Source organism: Phocaeicola sp. HCN-40430 (assembly GCF_037890285.1).
GTDB classification, from domain to species: Bacteria; Bacteroidota; Bacteroidia; order Bacteroidales; family Bacteroidaceae; genus Phocaeicola; species Phocaeicola acetigenes.
This window is the reverse complement of sequence record NZ_JBBKBS010000010.1, coordinates 1-19,256: the sequence shown is the minus strand read 5'-3', so window position 1 is coordinate 19,256 and position 19,256 is coordinate 1. Positions and strand designations below refer to the sequence as shown.

Genomic DNA, 19,256 nt, shown 5'->3' with positions numbered 1-19,256 from the left:
CAGGGAAAGGTGGTTTCCTATAAAAGACCCGGTAAGGTGGAATATCGCACGGCAGACCTCAGGCTCTTGCAGCGTACCACCCAGGACTATTTTGATGGAAGTCTGCCAAAACAGGCAGAAAAACCGGTCAAGAAAGATAAATGATAAACATATTATGGCTAACATTTTAATATTGATAAACTTTATTTGTTTAGCTTAGCCATGATACTCTATGAAATATAAAGAAAGCAATTATAGTAGGTACAGGAATGTGCATCAGTAACCTTTGTTCACCAGCTTATAGTTTTGCCACTTAACAATAAAGCCGGACAGGTCTTTTTTATCGCACATTCATAATGATTTTATAATAATGAAAGAAATCAGACCAGCGTGCGATCCAAACGGTGTCTATTCAGTCAAGCGCACCTGTGCTGAACTTGGTATCAGCAACAAGACACTTAAAAAATACAGAGAAAACGGGTATATCCAACCGCTCAATCCTAATAATGTCAGCCGTCCGAAATACTCCGGCCAGTCAATAATCGATTGTTGGAACTTACTGAGGACGATATGATAAGCGAAACAACCATACAGAAAGTGAGGGAACTTGCCATAGAAGACGTACTCAGTCCTTATGTCAGACTGTCCAGAAAAGGTTCAACACTGATGGGACTTTGTCCTTTTCATTCCGAAAAGACCGGTTCCTTTGCCGTTACCCCAAGCAAGAATCTCTTCCACTGTTTCAGCTGTAACCGTGGCGGTGATTCCATTACGTTTATAATGGAAAAGGAAAACCTTTCCTTCAGTGCCGCAGTGGAATTTATTGCCAGGAACCATAATATTCCGGTAGAATACATCAGTGAAGAGCGCAGTGAGGAACAGATGGTCGAAGCCAGGCACCGGGAATCACTTCTGACAGTTCTCGATACAGTCCAGAGCTTCTTCCTTCAATGCCTCAGAGCAACAGACAAGGAAGAAAGCCTTGATGCCAGGGCCTACGCATACGGTCGGTGGCATGAGGAGTTCTGTGCCTTTGCCGGAATAGGCTATGCACCGAAGGACGGACAGGTCTTTATGGATTTCTGCAGAAGCAAGGCTCTGAACGAAGAACTGCTGTACGAACTCGGTATGTTCAAGCGTGGCGAGGACGGAAACACATACGCCATGTTCCGACAGCGTATCATGATTCCCGTGAGAAACAGATGGGGACGCATCATTGCCTATACGGCCAGATACATCGGAGACAACAGGAAAGCTCCCAAGTATATCAACTCGGCAACAAGCATGATTTACTCCAAGGGAGAAACAGTATTCGGTATTGACCGTGCCGTCAGATTGCGTGATGCCGACTATTATATCATTGTGGAAGGTGCTCCTGATGTCCTGAGAATGCAGTCGATTGGATACGACAATACAGTAGCGTCACTTGGAACAGCCTGGAGTGACAGCCAGTTCGAGCAGCTGAAGAAATATGTATCCTCACTCTGTTTCATTCCTGATTCAGATATTGCGGAAGGCAAACCATACGGACCGGGATTTGAGGCGGTGATGACCAACGGGGCTGCAGCCATAAGAAAAGGATTCCATGTAACAGTCAGGGAACTTCCTTTTGCAGAAAGACCATCCGAGGCAGAAGGAGAAGTACAATATGCCAAGAATGATGCCGACAGCTATATCCGTAGCAGGGAGGATTATACCTCACTGCCGGAAAAGCATTTTATCATCTGGTTGGCACAGAAACGTTTTCTGGTAGCCGGTTCCATGGTAGAGGAAAGAAAGTGTGTTGCGGAAATAGCAGACCTGTTGCACTATATAAAAGACCAGCTTGTGTATGACCAGTGCATAGAACAGCTTTCCAGACTACACGGCAAGGTAAAGCTATGGCGTGATGCCGTTACCCAGGCACGTGGGGAAGCCAGGAGAAGGAACGACAAACCTGCGGCCATGAACGAGATGCAGCGTGAAGCTGAACTGCTGCGCCAGTTCGGTCTGTTCATCAGGGAAAACTGTTACTACTCCATCGGTGAAGATGATGATGAACCGTCAAGAATCTCCAACTTCATCATGGAACCACTATTCCATATCGAGGATGAGATAAACGGAACCAGAATCTTCCGTATGAGGAATATGTATAATGTATGCCGGGTAATAGAACTGAAGGAGTCAGAACTCTGCTCACTGAACAACTTCCAGCAGAAGGTCGGCTCACTGGGCAATTATGTATGGCTGGCCAAGATAGACAAACTCAACCGTGTAAAGGAATACCTGTACTCAAAGACCGATACGGCAGAACGTATCAGAAAGCTCGGCTGGAATGCAGCTGAAGGATTCTTCGCTTTCGGTAACGGAATATTCCTTGCAGGTACATTCAATACCGTTGATGATTTGGGTATTGTACGTGGAATCAACGGCAAGGCCTTCTATATACCGGCCACGTCAAAAATCTATCTCAATAATCCGGAGATATTCCAGTTTGAGAGACTTATGGTGCATGAGAACCGTAACGGGATAAAACTGTATGATTACGTAAAACGACTTATGGAAGTATTCGGTGAGAATGCAAGCGTAGCCTTCTGTTACCTGCTTGCCACCCTTTTCCGTGACATCATATTCAGACGCACCCGCCACTTTCCCATCCTGAACCTTTTCGGTGAGAAAGGAACCGGTAAGACAACCCTGGCTACTTCCCTCCAGTCCTTCTTCCTGCACGGAGTTGATCCGCCCAATCTCGGAGTAACTTCCGTACCTGCCATGAACGACCGTGTATCACAGGCCGTCAATACACTTGCCGTGCTGGACGAATACAAGAATGACCTTGACATCCGCAAGATAGCCTATCTGAAAGGACTCTGGGGCGGTGGCGGCCAGACCAAGAAGAATACGAACACAGACGGTATGGCAGCCCAGACCATTGTCACAACAGGTGTAGCCCTTTGCGGCCAGGACAAGCCTACACAGGATATGGCACTCTATACCCGTGTCATCTTCCTTGCCTTTTCAAAGACATCATTCAACCAGAATGAGAAAAGGGCTTATGAAGACCTTGTATCAGTCTGCAACATGGGACTTACCCACCTCACCCTGGAGATACTGGGACACCGGGAACTGTTTGAGAAGAACTTTCCGGAAATATATTCCATTACCAAGCGTGAGCTGGCTGCGAAACTGGAGAATGAAACCATCCATGACCGTATATTCGGAAACTGGGTTATTCCATTGGCCACCTTCAGAACACTGGAGACAGTAATTGACGTGCCTTTCAGCTATGCAAAATTGTTTGATACGGCAGTCAGGGGAATACGCAATCAGAATGAACTGGCTCAGGAAAGTTCGGAAATAGCGGACTTCTGGAGTATGCTTCAAGGATTCCAGACTTCAGGGAAATGTATTGAGAAGGCACATTACCGTATAAGGTATATGAAATCCTTCCGTCCGTTGTCTGTCAAGGAAGATATAGAATTTAAGGAGGCACGTCCGATTCTCTATCTGAACACAGCAGCCGTAGCATCACTGTTCAATAGCCGGAATGCAGGTTCCACCTCCAACCGCTCGAACTGGTCCACCATCATGTCGTACCTGAAATCCCATGCTTCATATTTGGGCCTGAAACAGGACAGATTCACCATACTTCTGCCAAGCGGACTTCCTGACTATACCATCGACATTGTAAATGGCGAGCAGGTTAAGAAGGTAAAGGTAAACCGACCTAAAGCATTATGCTTTGATTATCTCCAGTTGAAAGAGACTTTCGGGCTGGATCTTGAAACTGAGGTTGTGGCTGAAGTGCAGGACATGAAGGAAGTTTTGTCTGACAAATCAGATTCTCAGCCTTCAGTTCCGGTACAACAGGATTTATCATTTTAATCATCAGGTCATATAAGTAATAAAGGAGATTGATATAAATAAAAAAAATAAAGAAGAAGCTTGTTTTGGATATGAAAATCAGCAGAATATTTTGTTGAATCATGATTTTTACATATCTTTGCAACACAAGAACCCGCCAAGCCTCTTCACAATGCTTAAATCGGCGGGTCGTTTTTTTATATATGAGATACACCAAACAATATTCATCCCCATCCGAGCTTCTGGTAATTTTAGAAAATCGTGGACTTGATTGTTCTGACACGGAAAATGCAGAACATATATTACGGTCTATTGGTTATTACCGGTTATCCGGATATTTATATCCCTTTTTAAAAGCTCCGAAATCAGAACATATTTATAAGAGTGACAGCACTTTAGGTAAAGCACTCAGTTTATATGAGTTTGACCGTGAATTACGTTTGCTTTTATTCAATCAGATAGAACGTATCGAAATAGCAGTCAGAAGTGCCATAACGAATATAGCCTGTGAAGAAACTGAAGATGTGTTCTGGATGTCCAAACCTGAATATTTTGCGAACAGTGACAAGTTTAATAAGACTATACAACTTGTGGATAAGGAAATTCAGGCCAGTCGTGAAGATTTCATTCTTCATTTTAAGGAGTCATACGAGGAACCATACCCTCCATCATGGATGATTGCGGAGATTATTCCATTAGGAACTCTTACCAGAGTCTATGAGAATATTTCAAGTAATCAGATTCGCAAAAAAATAGCCAGATATTTTGGCTTATCTGTTCCTGTGTTCATTTCCTGGATGACTATTATTACGCTTACCCGTAATTCATGCTGTCATCATGCAAGATTGTGGAACCGTTCTTTATCTTTACGTGCTCTCACCATGACAAGACCGCTCAGACCTTGGTTGGAAGATGATGTACAACAGGGACGGGTCTTCTTTACACTATGTATATTGAAACATTTTATAGACATAATACGGCCTGATAATGATTTCAAGCAGAATCTTTTAGTCCTTTTGGAAAAATATCCGATGATTGACACACAAGCTATGGGATTTGTTGATAACTGGTTGGAACAACCGCTCTGGAAATGTTGATTTATATAAGTTTTTTGTTTAAATAATCAGGATTGTACCATTGATACCTTCATTGTTATAGTTGTTTTTTGATAAAAAGATGTGCGGATTCTGATTGTATTTTTATCCGTATTGGATTAAACTTTATAGAAGTTTTATACGGTTAAATTTCTGATTATCAAAATTATTTCGTATATTAGTATAGCAAAAAAGATTATAAACAAAGGTATAACAAATAAATCCTATGATTATGGCAAGAACATTTACTATTACCAGTTATGGCAAGACTAAGGAATATCCAGAGAGCCAGCGTAAGAAAATGATTAAGGAGTTTGAGACGGCTATGCTTTGCTGTGATGGCAGTGAAGCTGAACGTTAAAGGAATATATATGGTGACCTGGTTGCCGGTGAGAAGGAGTGTATGGACACAGAACGTCCATTGGGTCCTGAGCTTGAAGCAATGATTGAGCGAATGTTTGCTACTCAAAAGTAATATTCTACAATTGCAGATTTTTATGTTGCATACCTGTTTCTGATACGTCCAATTTTCTGAAGCAACTTCATTCTCAACTTTTCCGGAAAAGTAATCTCCACCTTATCACCAAGAGCCAGGATTTCATCCACCAGTTCGTCAGTCACAAGAAGCATGTAATCAAAAGACGTGAAAGTCCCCATATCATTCCTTTCCACCTGCGAATGGTGGAAAGGATGCTTTCTCAGATAATCTGCAAATGGCCCATAAGCCCGTAGTGTAACCTCTTCTGGCTGCTGTCCGGTTGGAGCTACAACACCGATGGAGTCTGAAAGACGTCTAGCAAGAGAAAATCTGTAATCAGTATCAAATCTCTTACCGCTAAGATAGATTTTGGTCAGTGCATCAAGAGGAACGGCACAGAACTCTGATCCGTTCCTGTACCCGAGCAGATACCAGCGGTTATGGAACAGCTTCAAACCTTCCGGTCGGAAACGGCCTTCCACTTCATAACCCTTGTCATTCGTGTAGAATATGTACAGTTCATGCCCATCGCTGATACACTCAGATATATCCGGCAGGTATTCAATACCACCTGACATGTCTGGCAGTACAACACGTTGGAACAGACACGGACTGCTTTTCAGAGCCACATCAATGATACGGCTGTTGAACAGCCAGTGTTGCGGCAACTGTCACCGAGTATTTCATCCAGATTCTGGATATAGTATGTATAGTCCTTTCTGTTGCACGCAATGACTATATCAAAATTTTCCTCAATCATTTTCCGGTGATGATGGAATGTGCGCAGACTCAGCGGCTTCCCGTTGTACAGAAAATGATGCTTCCAAATATCACAAAGCCTTTCAAAAGTGACCTTTCTTTCCTGATAGACTGTATGCAGCAGCCAAATGTAGCGGTTGTATATATTATTCATAAAATCACCTCTTGCAACTTGTTTAACTATCTAAATATAAGCATTATAAATGAGATATGCAAGAAATTTGCATATCTGTTTTGTACAATATTTTCAGTATAATCCGGGCAGGTTTTCAGTACAGATTGATTATATCCATACATCTTTTCCTTGCCTCCCTGCAGGTATAGAATGTTCCTCCATAAGGCTTGCCGTCATAATAGGCAATCACGCCACATGAATGCTCCAGCATGAAGTCATTGCGTCTTAGAAGACATCCTTTGAAATAGTGTTCACTCAATACGATAACCCGGTCTGCCTGGGAAATTATTTTCTTATAACGTTCCTTTTCAATTGAAGGCCACCGGCAGCTCTGTCTTCTGAAAGGTACAACGGCAATGAGCCGTATATCCGGATACCTTCCCTTCAGTGACAATACAGCTTCAGCGGCCATCAGGTCGAATCCCATGGCCATGCCTGAGAAGAAGCAGGTTATACCCGATTTGCAGGCGACGGACACGGCTTCAACAAGCCGTGCCCTTATTTCATTCTGCCTTTCAATGGGAATAGTTCTGTGTCCCGTGAAAGCCAGTGATTTTGATTTGTCTGATAATATTCCGTTCATAGTTCTATACTTTATAATGGGTTCTTGCAAGGAAGATGCCTTCAATGACATTCGCTCCGAAACTCTCCAGCTGATTAGCATACATACCGAAACTGATTCCGCGTGTGATTACATCATCGAAGACTATGACTGCTTTTCCTCTGAACCACTCTTCATCAAACTCGATGATGCTTACCTTTCTGATTTCCTTTTCAGCCTTACGGTTTTCATGAATAGCAAGTCTTTCTCCGCATACCCTTACATGGTCATATCCGTTTATTGCTCCTGTGAGTTCACATACCCTTTTGCAGAAGTCCATATACCGGATTTCATTCTTTCTTACCGATGATGCCGGAACCGGAATGAATACCAACTGTGAGCATCTGTTGCCGTGTTCCTCAATCATTCTTGCTGCCGTCATCTGTGCCACCTCTTCATGAGACCTTCCGTCCTTGAAGTCATAAACCAACTGTCTGTCGGCGATTTCCTTCTCGCCCACATTCTGAATACGTTTGGGAAAATACTTGCAGAACCATGTCTGTGGCTTTTCCAACTGCCTTCTGATGCTTTCGTCCATCTGTACCATACGCTCTGATTTTTTTCCCTTCTGTCAGCAAGTTTTTCAGCTTGCCCGAAGGATATTTTTTGCAGTTCTCAGAAGCGCAGGCATTCAATAAGGCAAACTTCAAGGAAAGCTGAAAATACGCTCAACCCCGTTTGAGGAAGATTTTCAGCCCTGTGTTTGACGTTTGCAATGCCGGAGATACCTTTGCAAAAAAATATCTGAAGAGGCATGCTGAACAAACCTGTGGCTGTAATGGTACATTAGGATAACCATGTATCCCTTTCACATCAGATGTTTTCAGATAATAAAATGCACACGTTTCAGGAGTGACAGTGTTGACAGAGAGTATCTGTCAGTGTATCAGATACTTCACATAGAAATCATGCGTTGACAAACGTTGACAAGTGTAGCCACAATTTTCAGTCCGCTAAAAACCCATAGCCAAACGTTGACACACTATAATACTCTATTCTTTATAAGAAAAATCAGAAAGAATATAATATATTGTATTACAGTATTTTCCAAGACTGATTTTATGCCGGATTTTCATTGGATTTGCTGTCAACGCTGTCAACCATCAAATATATGCCTTCCTGATTTTCATAAAAAAGATTCGCTATCAACCGCCAAACCTACTGTATTGAATATGACAGGTAACACATAATCCATACAAATCCCACAATCTCCGAAATAATCCCATATTTGACGTATTGACAACTAATAATCAACTGTTTACCTTTACGGCATCCAATAAACGAAAAGATTAACCAGCATGAGATATAATGAAAGTCGTTCCGGGAAAGACATATTCAGTAAAGGAGGCAGCACGCTACCTGGGTGTTCACCGCTGCACCATCTATGCCTATATCCGTTATCTGGAAAAGCCGCTGGCTTTCTTGAAGATTCCTGATAAGGCAAAAAAGGTGTTCAGAGGAACTGACCTGATAGCCTACAAGGAAACCGGTCTGCCCAAACGTGGCCGCAAGCGTAAGAAACACCGTTAGTTCAGTCTGTCTCATGGAATGGTATCCAAAAGATTACATTTGCCATTCATAGCTGCAATTTCAAGAGCCAGCAGCCTTGCCCTTAGCCTGACATCCTCCATGTCAGCCACGGCCTGAAGGAACTCCGAAGGTTCCATTGCTCCTGACTGAATCATCCACTCCCTTGCACATTTCTCAGGAACAACGGCACTGACGAAAGAGAATATTTCTTTTGTTATGCAGCCGGCTGTACCGTCATCGGCTTCAATGGTAAAGCAGAACGGTACACCGCTCGAAGTCTTCCTCCTGAAATTGAGAAACCGGATTCCATCCATGTCTTCCATAGAAACGCTCCACCCATGCCGGGCAGCGATATTAAAAATATTACGACAATTTTCCATTTACCATACAATTATAGTTTTGTTTTCATTTACCTGCTATAATAAGCAGCCGGTCTTGTCCGTGACGGATAGGACCGGCCACTTCTGTGTTCATACAGCCTATTTTAACCTTTCAAGAAATTCCTGAAGCCTGCTGTCCTGAATCTGCTTCAGCGGAACCGGCTTAAAGTTCTGCTGCTGTCTTACCTGAAGCTTGCCAAGTCCCTGAGCACTCAGGTCAAGCTCCACATCCGAAAGCTCATTGAGGGAAATATACCCGTATTCATCCTCCATGAGTCCGACTACGATACCGAATAGAATCACATCGTCGTCCTCCCTGTTTCCTTCAAGGATAAACCACCTTACAGAACCAAGGGCAAAAACCGCACGGCAAACAGCCTCTTTTCCCTTGCCGTCCTGGGAGTAGAGCGGATAACCCTCCAGAGCTTCCGCCAGTTGTGTTGTCATCAATCTGCACATATCAGTAAAAAATTAAAAGATTGTTTGATACTCATTCTTTTTGTTCGCATAACACTTGAATTTTTAAGTTCTGATTCTTTTCCCTCCAGTAAAGCTCATTGAGCTTCATGGCCGGGAAAAACCGTTTTATGTGCATTTGTAACTGCGGACCAAAGGGAGAAAAAGACAAGTGTGAAGTCAGAGAATGCAGACGGAATACCCAAATTTTTGAGGTATGAGAAAATTTGCGGAAGGCTGCCGTCAAGTCCTCCGACTGAAAGCGCAAGCGTCACTTGGCGTTTCTCCAGTCCGAAGTATCTTTGCACATAAAAAATGGTTTCGGCTATGATGCTCCAATGTTTTCCTGATATTCAATATTCTGAGATTTCCGAAGAACACAGTATCCGTTTTCAGACAAACCACCGGTAACCAGTTGCCAATGTCAGAGCCTTTGAAGTGAAGAGCAGCGTAACCTTAAAGGCTCTGTCTTTGGCAACTGTCCTGATTTATCTGCATGATTGTATGAACCTGTCGGCTGAAACTTGCCTGGTATTGTAGATACGAAGCAAGTCAGCCGGTAAGTTTCCATAGTATAAGGCAAGTTGTTCCGGCTTCGCATGAAATACGAACAATCGGAACAGCTTGCCTGTATTTTAAGACAAGTATTCAAGGATATAGGACGTTCCGTCAGTGCAAGCTTTAGCCTGCATCATCGGGACGGACTGCTTGTTTTCGTTTTCAGACGAGTCACTGATAACCAGTTGCCAATGTCAGAGCCTTTAAAGTGAAGAGTAGCGCAACCTTAAAGGCTCTGTCTTTGGTAACTGCCCTGATTTATCTGCATGATTGTATGAACCTGTCGGGTGAAACTTGCCTGGTATTGTAGATACGAAGCAAGTCAGCCGGTAAGTTTCCGTAGTATAAGGCAAGTTGTTCCGGCATCGCATGAAATACGAACAGTCGGAACAGCTTGCCTGTATTTTAAAACGAGTATTCAAGGATATAGGACGTTCCGTCAGTGCAAGCTTTAGCCTGTATAATCGGGACGGTCTGCTTGTTTTCATTTTCAGACATATTATCGATAACCAGTTGTCAATGTCAGAGCCTTTAAAGTGAAGAGTAGCGCAACCTTAATGGCTCTGTCTTTGGTAACTGCCCTGATTTATCTGCATGATTGTATGAACCTGTCGGGTGAAACTTGCCTGGTATTGTAGATACGAAGCAAGTCAGCCGGTAAGTTTCCGTAGTATAAGGCAAGTTGTTTCGGCATCGCATGAAATACGAAAAGTCGGAACAGCTTGCCTGTATTTTAAGATAGGTGTTCAAGAATATTACTTCCTCTAGTATTGCAGGCTTTAGCCTACATCTACGGGAGATTTTGATGTTAAACACATATATTGATAGCTAGTTCAACTGCTAGGTGTTTTGAAAATGATTACGTAATGCCATTTAAATAACTGCTAATTATATTCAATATTTAAATAGTGCCCATAATTGATAAAAGAAAGATATTTAATAAATTTGAATTATATATTATATATGGTATTTCGTACATTTGTATTAATTCTATATGATGTCAAGATGAATTAAGTGATGAATGTATTTGCATCTTCATTGATACTGTTAATTATATATAATTTAGGTTTTTTGTTCATCTAGGATATTAAACAAACTGAATTATAACAATCTAATAAAATAATTTAAACATGAAACAATATTATTTTCTTGATAAACATAAACAATGGAAAGGATCTTATAATTATTTACAAATGTTATACTTGTGTTTTAATGGTACAGTAACTATGCATTCATTTGTTTGGAATAATAAAATGTATGGAGAGAGTGTTAATACACCAACTGAATCTATTTATGCTCGTAAATATGCCTTTCATGTTTTCCCAAAATGTGTATTTAAAGATTATTTAAAAGTCTACTTTATCAATATTGTAAAGAAATTAAGATTTAAGTTTTCTAGAAAAAATAAGTATCTTAAGTTTACAGGACCAATCCAAATAAAAAACGATCCAAGTAAGATTACTCAATCGTATTTAATACCTTCAATAGTAACAATTAATGACTTCATCGCACCAGGAAACTTTAAAGTTAAGTTATTATATTTAGAATTTCAAGATGATGTCCAAACTGCGAAATGTACAGAGTATCCAATTAAATTATTTTTGGATGACGAACCAGGAATTAAATTTGAGATTTCAATGACTGTTCCTCCTTTAGTCCATGGAGTAATGTATGAAGAATCTTATGGATTACATAGAGAACTATGGCTCAAGGGAGAAAATACAATCATTCATATTCAAAAAAACAGTGTTTTTGATTTTGAGACAAAATTTCCAACACAACCTCAAGTACTTAGAGGTAGATTTAAACAGGCCAATTTTCATATTGAAAGTAAATATGAAAACCAATTTAACAGGTTAATAATATTAATACAAGATGATAAACCTATTAGTCCTCAAAATATTCTTAAAACAACTGGATATAATGTTTATGATAATGATGGTTTTAACATAAATCAATCATTACTGGGCTTGTCATTTAAAACAGGTGGTCCTTATACTACTTTGAACATTGCTGAATCAAGTTATAATTTTTATAATGTAACGGATATCAAATCTCAACGCACATTGTTAGTGATTGAAAGCCAAAATAAAGAGAGTCTTGATGTATTTAGGCAAAAAGCTGAAGTTATTAGAATTGCTTTTGCAATTTTAAGTGGTAAATTTTATGGTGACTCTTGTTATTATGTTAGTTCAAACGATTCGTCTTTCAAGGAAATTAACGGCGCATGGTTTGAAATAGAAAAGGAATCAATGCTATCTGCTCGTCAAGTTATTAATTTTGAGCTATATAAATCAGCAAAAACAGAAGAACATACATCTGATTCTCGAGTTTCTTCGGAACAGTTTTCTAGATTCTGTGAATTTTTATGTAATGATAATGAATTGCTTCGTGTAGCAGAAATTCTTATAAGTGCTATGGGTAATAAAGATCCCATGCAACAAGGAGCTTTATATGCAGTTGCATTAGAAACTTTAACTAAGAATTTGGGTAACAAAAAACCACAAAAGCCAATAGAAGATAATAAATTATCTTTAGAAATTACAAATGGACTTAAAAGTGTCCTAGAACAATATAGAGATAGGATTACAGATGAAGGTTTTATTATATTGAGCAAAAGAATTGATGGAATAAACTTCCCTACTAACAAAGATAAACTGATTAAGACATTTACAAATTATGGAATAACTCTTTCAAAAAAAGATGAAGAAACAATAGATAAGAGGAATTCTTATCTTCATGGAAGTAAACCATTAAAAACAAGTGATATATTTGAATTAACACAAATATCATTGAGGCTACATACTTTGATTGTTTGTCTTTTATTAAAGTATGTGGGATATAAAGGTCATATTATTAATTTGGATTTTTATGCTCATCTATTAGATGAGAAAAGAAGGAATAATTTCTTTTTGGAATTTAGTACCAAATTAGATGAATTAATGCAAGAAGTTCAAGAAGTTACAAAGGAAGGGAATCATGAAAAGTTGAATGCTCTAAAAATAAAAATAAATAAAATGTCTATCAATGATGTGCTAATTAGAATGATTTAATCAATTTTATGACTTGAAGCTTTCGTAGTCAAGTTATAATGATAATTAGTTCTATAAAATGACATATATATCATGTTATAGAAAAATAAATCATAATAAAACTTGATATTTCAATCCTCATATTCTTTTTTAAAGAGTAAACTATTATTTTTGTATTAAAATATATGATATTATGAGTAAAGATATAAATCGACTAAAAGTTGTTCTAGCTGAAAAGAAACGTACCAACAAATGGTTAGCAGAACAATTGGGAAAGGATCCTGCCACTGTTTCTAAATGGTGTACTAATACCTTGCAGCCAAATTTAGAAACGTTGGTGGAAATTGCAAAGTGTCTTGAAGTTGATATTAAGGATTTGTTGTGTCCAATAAATTAGTAACATGAATATATTTTCTTTTTTTTCTGGAGCAGGTTTTCTCGATTTAGGATTTGAGTTACAGGGCAATTATAATATTGTGTTTGTTAATGAATTTCATAAAGCTTTCAATCGTGTTTATCAATATGCAAGACAACATATGGGTCTTCCAACTCCTAAATACGGTCACCATGTGGAAGATATTACTGAATATTTAGATGGTAAACATGATGAAAAGTTACAGAGGCTTTTGGGTTGGGTAGAAGAATCCAAACAGGAATATATAACTGGATTTATAGGTGGGCCTCCATGTCCTGATTTTTCAGTGGCTGGTAAGAACCGAGGAAAAGAAGGTGAGAATGGTAAGCTTTCAGGTACTTATGCAAATCTAATATGTAGAGCTTTGCCTGATTTTTTTGTTTTTGAGAACGTAAAAGGTCTATATAGAACGGCTCGTCATCGCCATTTTTTTGAAGAGTTAAAAGTTTTATTTAGAGAATCTGGATATTCTCTAACAGAGCAATTAGTCAATTCATTAGAATATGGTGCACCACAGGATAGAGATAGAATAATTCTGATTGGAATTCAAGAAAAAGTGATAGAACGCTTGAATCTAACTTCATATGATGGAACTTTAATAAAATTTCCGTGGGAAAGCCATAAATTATATAAATTGGATGATGTAAAAAAACTTCCTTGGCCTGACAAAAGTCCTTATAACAAAGGCATACCAACTTCTATACCAGATGGATTGATTAAAGAGCTAACTGTAGAATATTGGTGGGAAAAGAATGATGTTGTAAATCATCCGAATGCTAATATGTACTTTCAACCTCGTGCTGGAATAGTGCGTTTTGAAACAAAAGATGAAGGTGATGTGGAAAAAAAGTGTTATAAAAGATTACATAGATGGAGATATTCTCCTACTGCGGCATACGGAAATAATGAAGTACATATACATCCGTATTTACCAAGAAGAATATCAGCAGCAGAAGCTTTGGCTATTCAATCTCTTCCTGCCAATTTTATATTGCCTACGGATATGACTCTATCTGATGCTTTCAAAACAATTGGTAATGGAGTTCCATTTTTGTTGGCCAAAGGTATTGCAAATAGTATATTTGATTTTCTTAATCATATCAAACAATAAGCTATGGAGTTTAGTCATTTAATACAATTGATTTCAGAATTGCCTGAAAATAGCGATTTAAGCTATGTGAGAGGTGAAAGTAAATGTGTTTTTGTGAAAATAGATAAGAATGAAAACAGACTTCATGCAAAAACGCCTGAAGGAAAAGAAGTTTCATTTGCAGAATCTTTTTTGAAGGATTTGGCTGATAGGATTGAGGAAAATACTCCTTTTAACACTAGTCAGATATTGAATAATAAAGGATCTAATAGAGCTGTTGTAGATAGTATAATAGCTAACACTTCAGAATTTTATTGGTTGAATAAAGATAGATCAAGATTTACTGTATGGATTCCATCCAAACCGCATCAGCCTGGTGAACTAGTTGAATGGACAGATATGACATTTATTAAAGAACATTCTCAAATATCTCATTCTTTACAAGGGCAATATATCGACCTGATTCTCTATAATGATATAGAAGAAAAAGACTATACCTTAACAGATTTAGGAATGATTTTGAAGAAAATGTATGAATCAGGTAGTAAGAATAATAGTCAATCTGCTTGCGTTCATTTATTTGGCCTTAAATACCAGCGTATTATTAAGCGTTATAAGTATAATGTTAAAGAAATAGTAAACTACGCAGGTATATCAGAAAACTACTATGCAGAAGTAAATAAAGGGTGTAAACTTGCAGAATTAATAAGTTCAAATTATTATAATACTGCATTCTGGTCTCCTTCCATGCAGATTAGGCAAGAAACAAAAATCGAACATTCATCGATTGCAAATAGTTCATACCGCCCATATATCACAGCCGTAAAGTCAAAGCCTTTTCTCCTCCTTGCCGGTATCTCTGGCACTGGAAAGAGTCGAATTGTACGTGAATTGGCCCGGGCTTGTTGGGATTCAAGTTCTGAAGAATACAAAGCGCAAAAACCTAGTAACTTTGAGATGGTACAGGTGAAACCGAATTGGCATGACAGCAGTGAATTGATCGGTTATGTGAGCAGAATTAATGGAGAAAGATATGTTGTAGGTCCATTCTTGAAGTTTATGGTGAAGGCTTTATTGAATCCTGACGTGCCTCATTTCTTATGTTTAGATGAGATGAACCTGGCCCCTGTGGAACAGTATTTTGCTGAATACCTAAGCGTTATTGAGTCACGTAGAGTTAATGAGAATGGGAAAGTAGTCACTGACCCTATCATTGACTATGAAAATACAGAAGCTTATAAAAATCTGATAGACCAATTGTTCATTGGAAATGAAAGTGAACGTCAGGAATATCTTACAGAGAAAAACGGAAAACGTTTATCGTTACCGGCTAACTTGATTGTAGTGGGTACAGTAAACATGGACGAGACGACTTTCTCATTCTCTCGGAAAGTACTTGACAGGGCAATGACTATCGAAATGAATGACGTTGATTTGTACGGTGGATTGAACCAACGTTATGAATCTATTGGTAAATTATCAAATGATGATTTAGTAGGAACTGCTGTAGAAGGTGTAGATGTTTATACTTTGAATCAAGAGGTGTGTGATAAAACATTGAATTATCTAAAAGCCGTTAATGATGCGCTTGAAGGAACTCCATTCAAAATAGCTTACCGTACCCGTAATGAGTTTTTGCTGTATGTGGTGAACAATCTGCCTTATAATAAGGATGCTGAGAACAACGAGCTGCCTCAAGACTATGTGATAGCCCGTGCACTGGATGAAATTACGAGCATGAAGATTCTCTCACGTATTGAAGGAGATGATAGTAAGGTGAGTGATGAGTTTTTGACTAATCTATCTGATATTATTGAAGAGAACTTGAGTAATATTTCCAGCGAAAGACCTCTTGAAGTTTCCATTTCTCTTTCAAAAATAAAAGAGATGAGAAATAGGCTTTCTTCTGGATATACCAGTTTTTGGAGTTAATATTCTAAAGTTATGGAATTACTTACAATTACGCATACTGATTTTACCATGAGTATTGAATGTAATAAGTTCGATACTATTTGGAATAAAGCTAGGAATAATATAGGTGAGCAAGGGCTGCTCTCCAGTTATTCCTGGTCTGATGGCGTATTGTCAGTCGTTCGCCATGCAGAAGGCGAGGACATTTTTATAGAAAAAGAACAGAAAACTTATGCTGTTTTTTTTGATAATGCCGACTATCCTATATGGGTTGAGTTTAAGGATTACGTAAAAGATGCAAAGTTCGGTTCTTTGTTACAGGGAGATAACGAACGTTTTACGTATCGTAAACATATATTGGCTGGTTTCCTAAATTATAAGAATGAAATAGGACGTAGTGAGATACGTCTTGTTTACAAGATAAAGGAAAAAATCAAGCACTTCATATTTTCATTTGAGGTATTGAGTACGAAACTCAATTACCATGAACATTGGCGCAGTATTCTTGAAGATATTGAACGTGAATATCGTATGCTTTCGCTCGATTATATGAAGCGTACTTACCATGGCTTTTCACCTGAACAGAACGGAGATACACCGGAAATTGTGTGGTGGAGTATTTTTTCCGAAGAACAGGAGAAGTTCATATGTGCCTGTAAAAATATAATTGAGAGGCCACGACACAGATTACGTGGACAGGAAGTTTATGTGCGTGCAGACAGGCTGAAAATTATATCAAGAGGTATAGAGAACGAACTGGCTGAACACCGTAAGGAAAGTACTCATTTATACCGTGTGGAGGAACAGGTACAGAATAACGACACGCAAGAAAATCGTTTCCTCAAATTTGCTTTGGATCAGATAACCAAGAAATATGAGTCTCTGAAAAAAAGAATTGAAGGGCTGAATAATATTTCAGAAGTAAAGAAAAATGAGATGACTGATGTATTTATCAGACTTCAACGCTTGCAACGTAATCCCTTTTTCCGAACAGTCGGGCGATTCAAAGGTTTTAATCAAGAGAGTTTAATACTACATAAAGCAACTGGATATAGTCAAGTCTATCGCACATGGAATCTGCTCAGACGTGGATATTCGCTTTATGATGGAATGTTCCGTCTCCAAACAAAGGACATAGCCACTCTATATGAGATATGGTGTTTTATAGAGGTAAGTCATATAGTGAAAGAGCAATTGCATTTGACAAACGAGGAGGTTGAACATCGCAATCGCATGGAGATGAATGGAGTCTTTACATGGGAATTAGGTAAAGGTGAGCATTCGCGAATTCTCTTCAAAAAAGACAATGTGGAGCTGGCTGAGTTGGTGTATAATCCTAAGACTACAGATCAGGAAAACACTTCAATCGGGATAAGTAATCTTGTGGTTCCTACCGTACCCCAGAAGCCTGATATTGTTTTACAGTTGACAAAGAGCGATCTGCATAATAAAATGAAATTCACGTACCTGTTTGACGCAAAATATCGTATTGAGGGGAAAGAAGGTAATGTGGATGTACCACCTGATGATACCATTAATCAGATGCACCGTTACCGTGATGCCATTTATTATAAAGAATATGATTATGCTCCATTAAAGAAAGAAGTTATTGGTGGGTACATCCTGTTTCCTGGTGATGGAGAACCGATGGATGTGCAGATGTCTAGGTTCTACAAGTCAATAAAAGAAGTGAATATCGGTGCATTTCCATTACGACCTAAAGACAAAGAAAACAGAAAACTTTTGCAACACTTCATTGCCGAACTTATAAACAAGAAATCAACTGAAATAATCAATCGTGTGATACCACAGAAAGGTACATTCATAGAAGTGGGCAACCGTGTCTTGATAGGATTGGTTACAAATAGTAGCCGTAAAGGATATTTACAAAGTTTCCTTGACGGTACTGCAACTCTATATTACACAGGCAGTCATTTTCCGACTACTATAGCATTACAAGACCTACATTATTTCATGCCTTACATGAAAGGACAGGGAATTCGTGATGTATATGAGATTGTACGGGTTAGGACCATTACTGCTAAAGAAGCGAAACAAACTGAAGGAGAAGAAGGTAAGGATGATCTTCGCCTTGCTTTCGAATTGCGATTTGTTCGTGAACAATATAATGAATTCCAGCCAATCAATACAAGTAAGATGGCGAATAACACATTCATTGATACGACATTCGATATTTTGGGAGAATTTTTAATTGATAAAATTTAATTCAAATCTTATGGGCATAGAGAAACTTACTTCCGATGAAATTGCCGATTCGTGGCAAGGCCAGTTTCTGATTAAAAAAGAAACCTGTTTCAGTAAAGGCTTACATTTACCTCAAATCGGTGCATTGCATTGAACAAGATATACTAAAATAAAGCTTTATGGCTGACCGTTTGACAAAGGAACAGAGACATAAGAATATGTCTGCTATACGTGGCAAGAATACGAAGCCAGAATTACTGGTCCGTAAGTTCTTGTTCAGCCGGGGCTTCCGCTATCGGCTGAATCATCCTCGTCTGCCAGGGCATCCTGATCTTGTATTGCGGAAATACAGAACTGTAATATTTGTAAACGGCTGTTTTTGGCATGGCCATGACGGATGCAAATATTTTGTATTACCCAAAACAAACTCTGAGTTTTGGAAGAATAAAATCCAGAAAAATAAGGAGCGTGACATAAAAGAGCAAAAAGAGCTGGCTTCCATGGGATGGCACTGCATAACAGTATGGGAATGTCAACTGAAACCAGCACTTCGTGAACAGACTTTAAAATCACTGGAGTATACGCTTAATCATATTTTTTTGAGTGACAGAAGGGTAAAACCTTATGAGGATTATGAAAGTGAGCATTTGTTGGCTGCTGAACGTGATTGTGACTGATAAATGTCTGTTAAGAAGAAAGTCTAAATATAGTATCTGAAATTCGACAGATGACTATATTTAGACTTTTATT

Annotated in this window: 19 protein-coding genes; 12 read left to right on the top strand and 7 right to left on the bottom strand. The window is 38.8% G+C overall.

All coding sequences use genetic code 11. The features are described from left to right. Positions 1-349 precede the first annotated feature (349 nt). The 4 genes from WKU26_RS06055 (at position 350) to WKU26_RS06040 (ending at position 5,277) form a co-directional block, all read left to right on the top strand. Positions 350-553 carry a DNA-binding protein gene (locus tag WKU26_RS06055; RefSeq protein ID WP_138273715.1) on the top strand — a complete coding sequence of 68 codons (204 nt, stop codon included), beginning with the start codon at positions 350-352 and terminating at the stop codon, positions 551-553. Then, positions 550-3,843, top strand: coding sequence for a DNA primase (locus WKU26_RS06050; protein ID WP_340321287.1), 3,294 nt, complete (start codon positions 550-552; stop codon positions 3,841-3,843). The genes WKU26_RS06055 and WKU26_RS06050 overlap by 4 nt, the downstream gene beginning before the upstream one ends. 182 nt (positions 3,844-4,025) lie before the next feature. After that, complete coding sequence (locus WKU26_RS06045; RefSeq protein WP_340321286.1) at positions 4,026-4,919, top strand: Abi family protein; 894 nt, start codon at positions 4,026-4,028, stop codon at positions 4,917-4,919. Positions 4,920-5,148: 229 nt separating this feature from the next. Next, positions 5,149-5,277 carry a hypothetical protein gene (locus tag WKU26_RS06040; RefSeq protein WP_340321285.1) on the top strand — a complete coding sequence of 43 codons (129 nt, stop codon included), beginning with the start codon at positions 5,149-5,151 and terminating at the stop codon, positions 5,275-5,277. Between the two features lie 134 nt (positions 5,278-5,411). Here WKU26_RS06040 and WKU26_RS06035 read toward each other — a convergent pair whose 3' ends face one another. From WKU26_RS06035 to WKU26_RS06020, 4 genes are all read right to left on the bottom strand, one after another. Next, positions 5,412-6,062, bottom strand: a complete 651-nt coding sequence (locus WKU26_RS06035) for a helix-turn-helix transcriptional regulator (protein ID WP_340321284.1) — start codon at positions 6,060-6,062, stop codon at positions 5,412-5,414. Beyond that, positions 6,014-6,307, bottom strand: a complete 294-nt coding sequence (locus tag WKU26_RS06030) for a hypothetical protein (protein ID WP_340321283.1) — start codon at positions 6,305-6,307, stop codon at positions 6,014-6,016. Before WKU26_RS06030 ends, WKU26_RS06035 begins: the two co-directional genes overlap by 49 nt. A gap of 115 nt (positions 6,308-6,422) precedes the next feature. Further along, entirely contained in the window at positions 6,423-6,911 is a 489-nt protein-coding gene (locus WKU26_RS06025) for an SLOG family protein (protein WP_340321282.1), read from the bottom strand. 4 nt (positions 6,912-6,915) lie between these two features. Beyond that, positions 6,916-7,476: a phosphoribosyltransferase gene (locus WKU26_RS06020; protein ID WP_340321281.1), complete on the bottom strand. Its 561-nt coding sequence runs from the start codon at positions 7,474-7,476 to the stop codon at positions 6,916-6,918. A gap of 761 nt (positions 7,477-8,237) precedes the next feature. Between WKU26_RS06020 and WKU26_RS06015 the strand changes: the two genes are divergently transcribed. Continuing rightward, positions 8,238-8,459: a helix-turn-helix domain-containing protein gene (locus WKU26_RS06015; RefSeq protein WP_340321280.1), complete on the top strand. Its 222-nt coding sequence runs from the start codon at positions 8,238-8,240 to the stop codon at positions 8,457-8,459. Positions 8,460-8,470: 11 nt separating this feature from the next. Here WKU26_RS06015 and WKU26_RS06010 read toward each other — a convergent pair whose 3' ends face one another. From WKU26_RS06010 to WKU26_RS06000, 3 genes are all read right to left on the bottom strand, one after another. Next, a complete protein-coding gene (locus WKU26_RS06010) occupies positions 8,471-8,839 on the bottom strand; it encodes a hypothetical protein (RefSeq protein ID WP_340321279.1) in 369 nt (122 codons plus the stop codon). Between the two features lie 99 nt (positions 8,840-8,938). Beyond that, on the bottom strand, positions 8,939-9,298 hold the full coding sequence (locus WKU26_RS06005; RefSeq protein ID WP_340321278.1) for a hypothetical protein: 360 nt from the start codon (positions 9,296-9,298) through the stop codon (positions 8,939-8,941). Between the two features lie 758 nt (positions 9,299-10,056). Then, on the bottom strand, positions 10,057-10,341 hold the full coding sequence (locus WKU26_RS06000) for a hypothetical protein (RefSeq protein ID WP_340321277.1): 285 nt from the start codon (positions 10,339-10,341) through the stop codon (positions 10,057-10,059). A 642-nt stretch (positions 10,342-10,983) separates the two neighbouring features. On the opposite strand from WKU26_RS06000, the gene WKU26_RS05995 reads away from it, so the two are divergent. The 7 genes from WKU26_RS05995 to WKU26_RS05965 all read left to right on the top strand — a co-directional run bounded on the left by WKU26_RS05995 (position 10,984) and on the right by WKU26_RS05965 (position 19,183). Further along, positions 10,984-12,906 carry a HEPN domain-containing protein gene (locus tag WKU26_RS05995; protein WP_340321276.1) on the top strand — a complete coding sequence of 641 codons (1,923 nt, stop codon included), beginning with the start codon at positions 10,984-10,986 and terminating at the stop codon, positions 12,904-12,906. 172 nt (positions 12,907-13,078) lie between these two features. Further along, positions 13,079-13,282 carry a helix-turn-helix transcriptional regulator gene (locus tag WKU26_RS05990; protein WP_340321275.1) on the top strand — a complete coding sequence of 68 codons (204 nt, stop codon included), beginning with the start codon at positions 13,079-13,081 and terminating at the stop codon, positions 13,280-13,282. A 4-nt stretch (positions 13,283-13,286) separates the two neighbouring features. Next, positions 13,287-14,411, top strand: coding sequence for a DNA cytosine methyltransferase (locus WKU26_RS05985; RefSeq protein ID WP_340321274.1), 1,125 nt, complete (start codon positions 13,287-13,289; stop codon positions 14,409-14,411). Positions 14,412-14,414: 3 nt separating this feature from the next. Continuing rightward, positions 14,415-16,322: an McrB family protein gene (locus WKU26_RS05980; protein ID WP_340321273.1), complete on the top strand. Its 1,908-nt coding sequence runs from the start codon at positions 14,415-14,417 to the stop codon at positions 16,320-16,322. Between the two features lie 12 nt (positions 16,323-16,334). Further along, complete coding sequence (locus WKU26_RS05975) at positions 16,335-18,527, top strand: DUF2357 domain-containing protein (RefSeq protein ID WP_340321272.1); 2,193 nt, start codon at positions 16,335-16,337, stop codon at positions 18,525-18,527. A gap of 10 nt (positions 18,528-18,537) precedes the next feature. After that, positions 18,538-18,660, top strand: coding sequence for a hypothetical protein (locus WKU26_RS05970; protein WP_340321271.1), 123 nt, complete (start codon positions 18,538-18,540; stop codon positions 18,658-18,660). Positions 18,661-18,685: 25 nt separating this feature from the next. Next, positions 18,686-19,183: a very short patch repair endonuclease gene (locus tag WKU26_RS05965; RefSeq protein ID WP_340321270.1), complete on the top strand. Its 498-nt coding sequence runs from the start codon at positions 18,686-18,688 to the stop codon at positions 19,181-19,183. Positions 19,184-19,256: the final 73 nt, after the last annotated feature.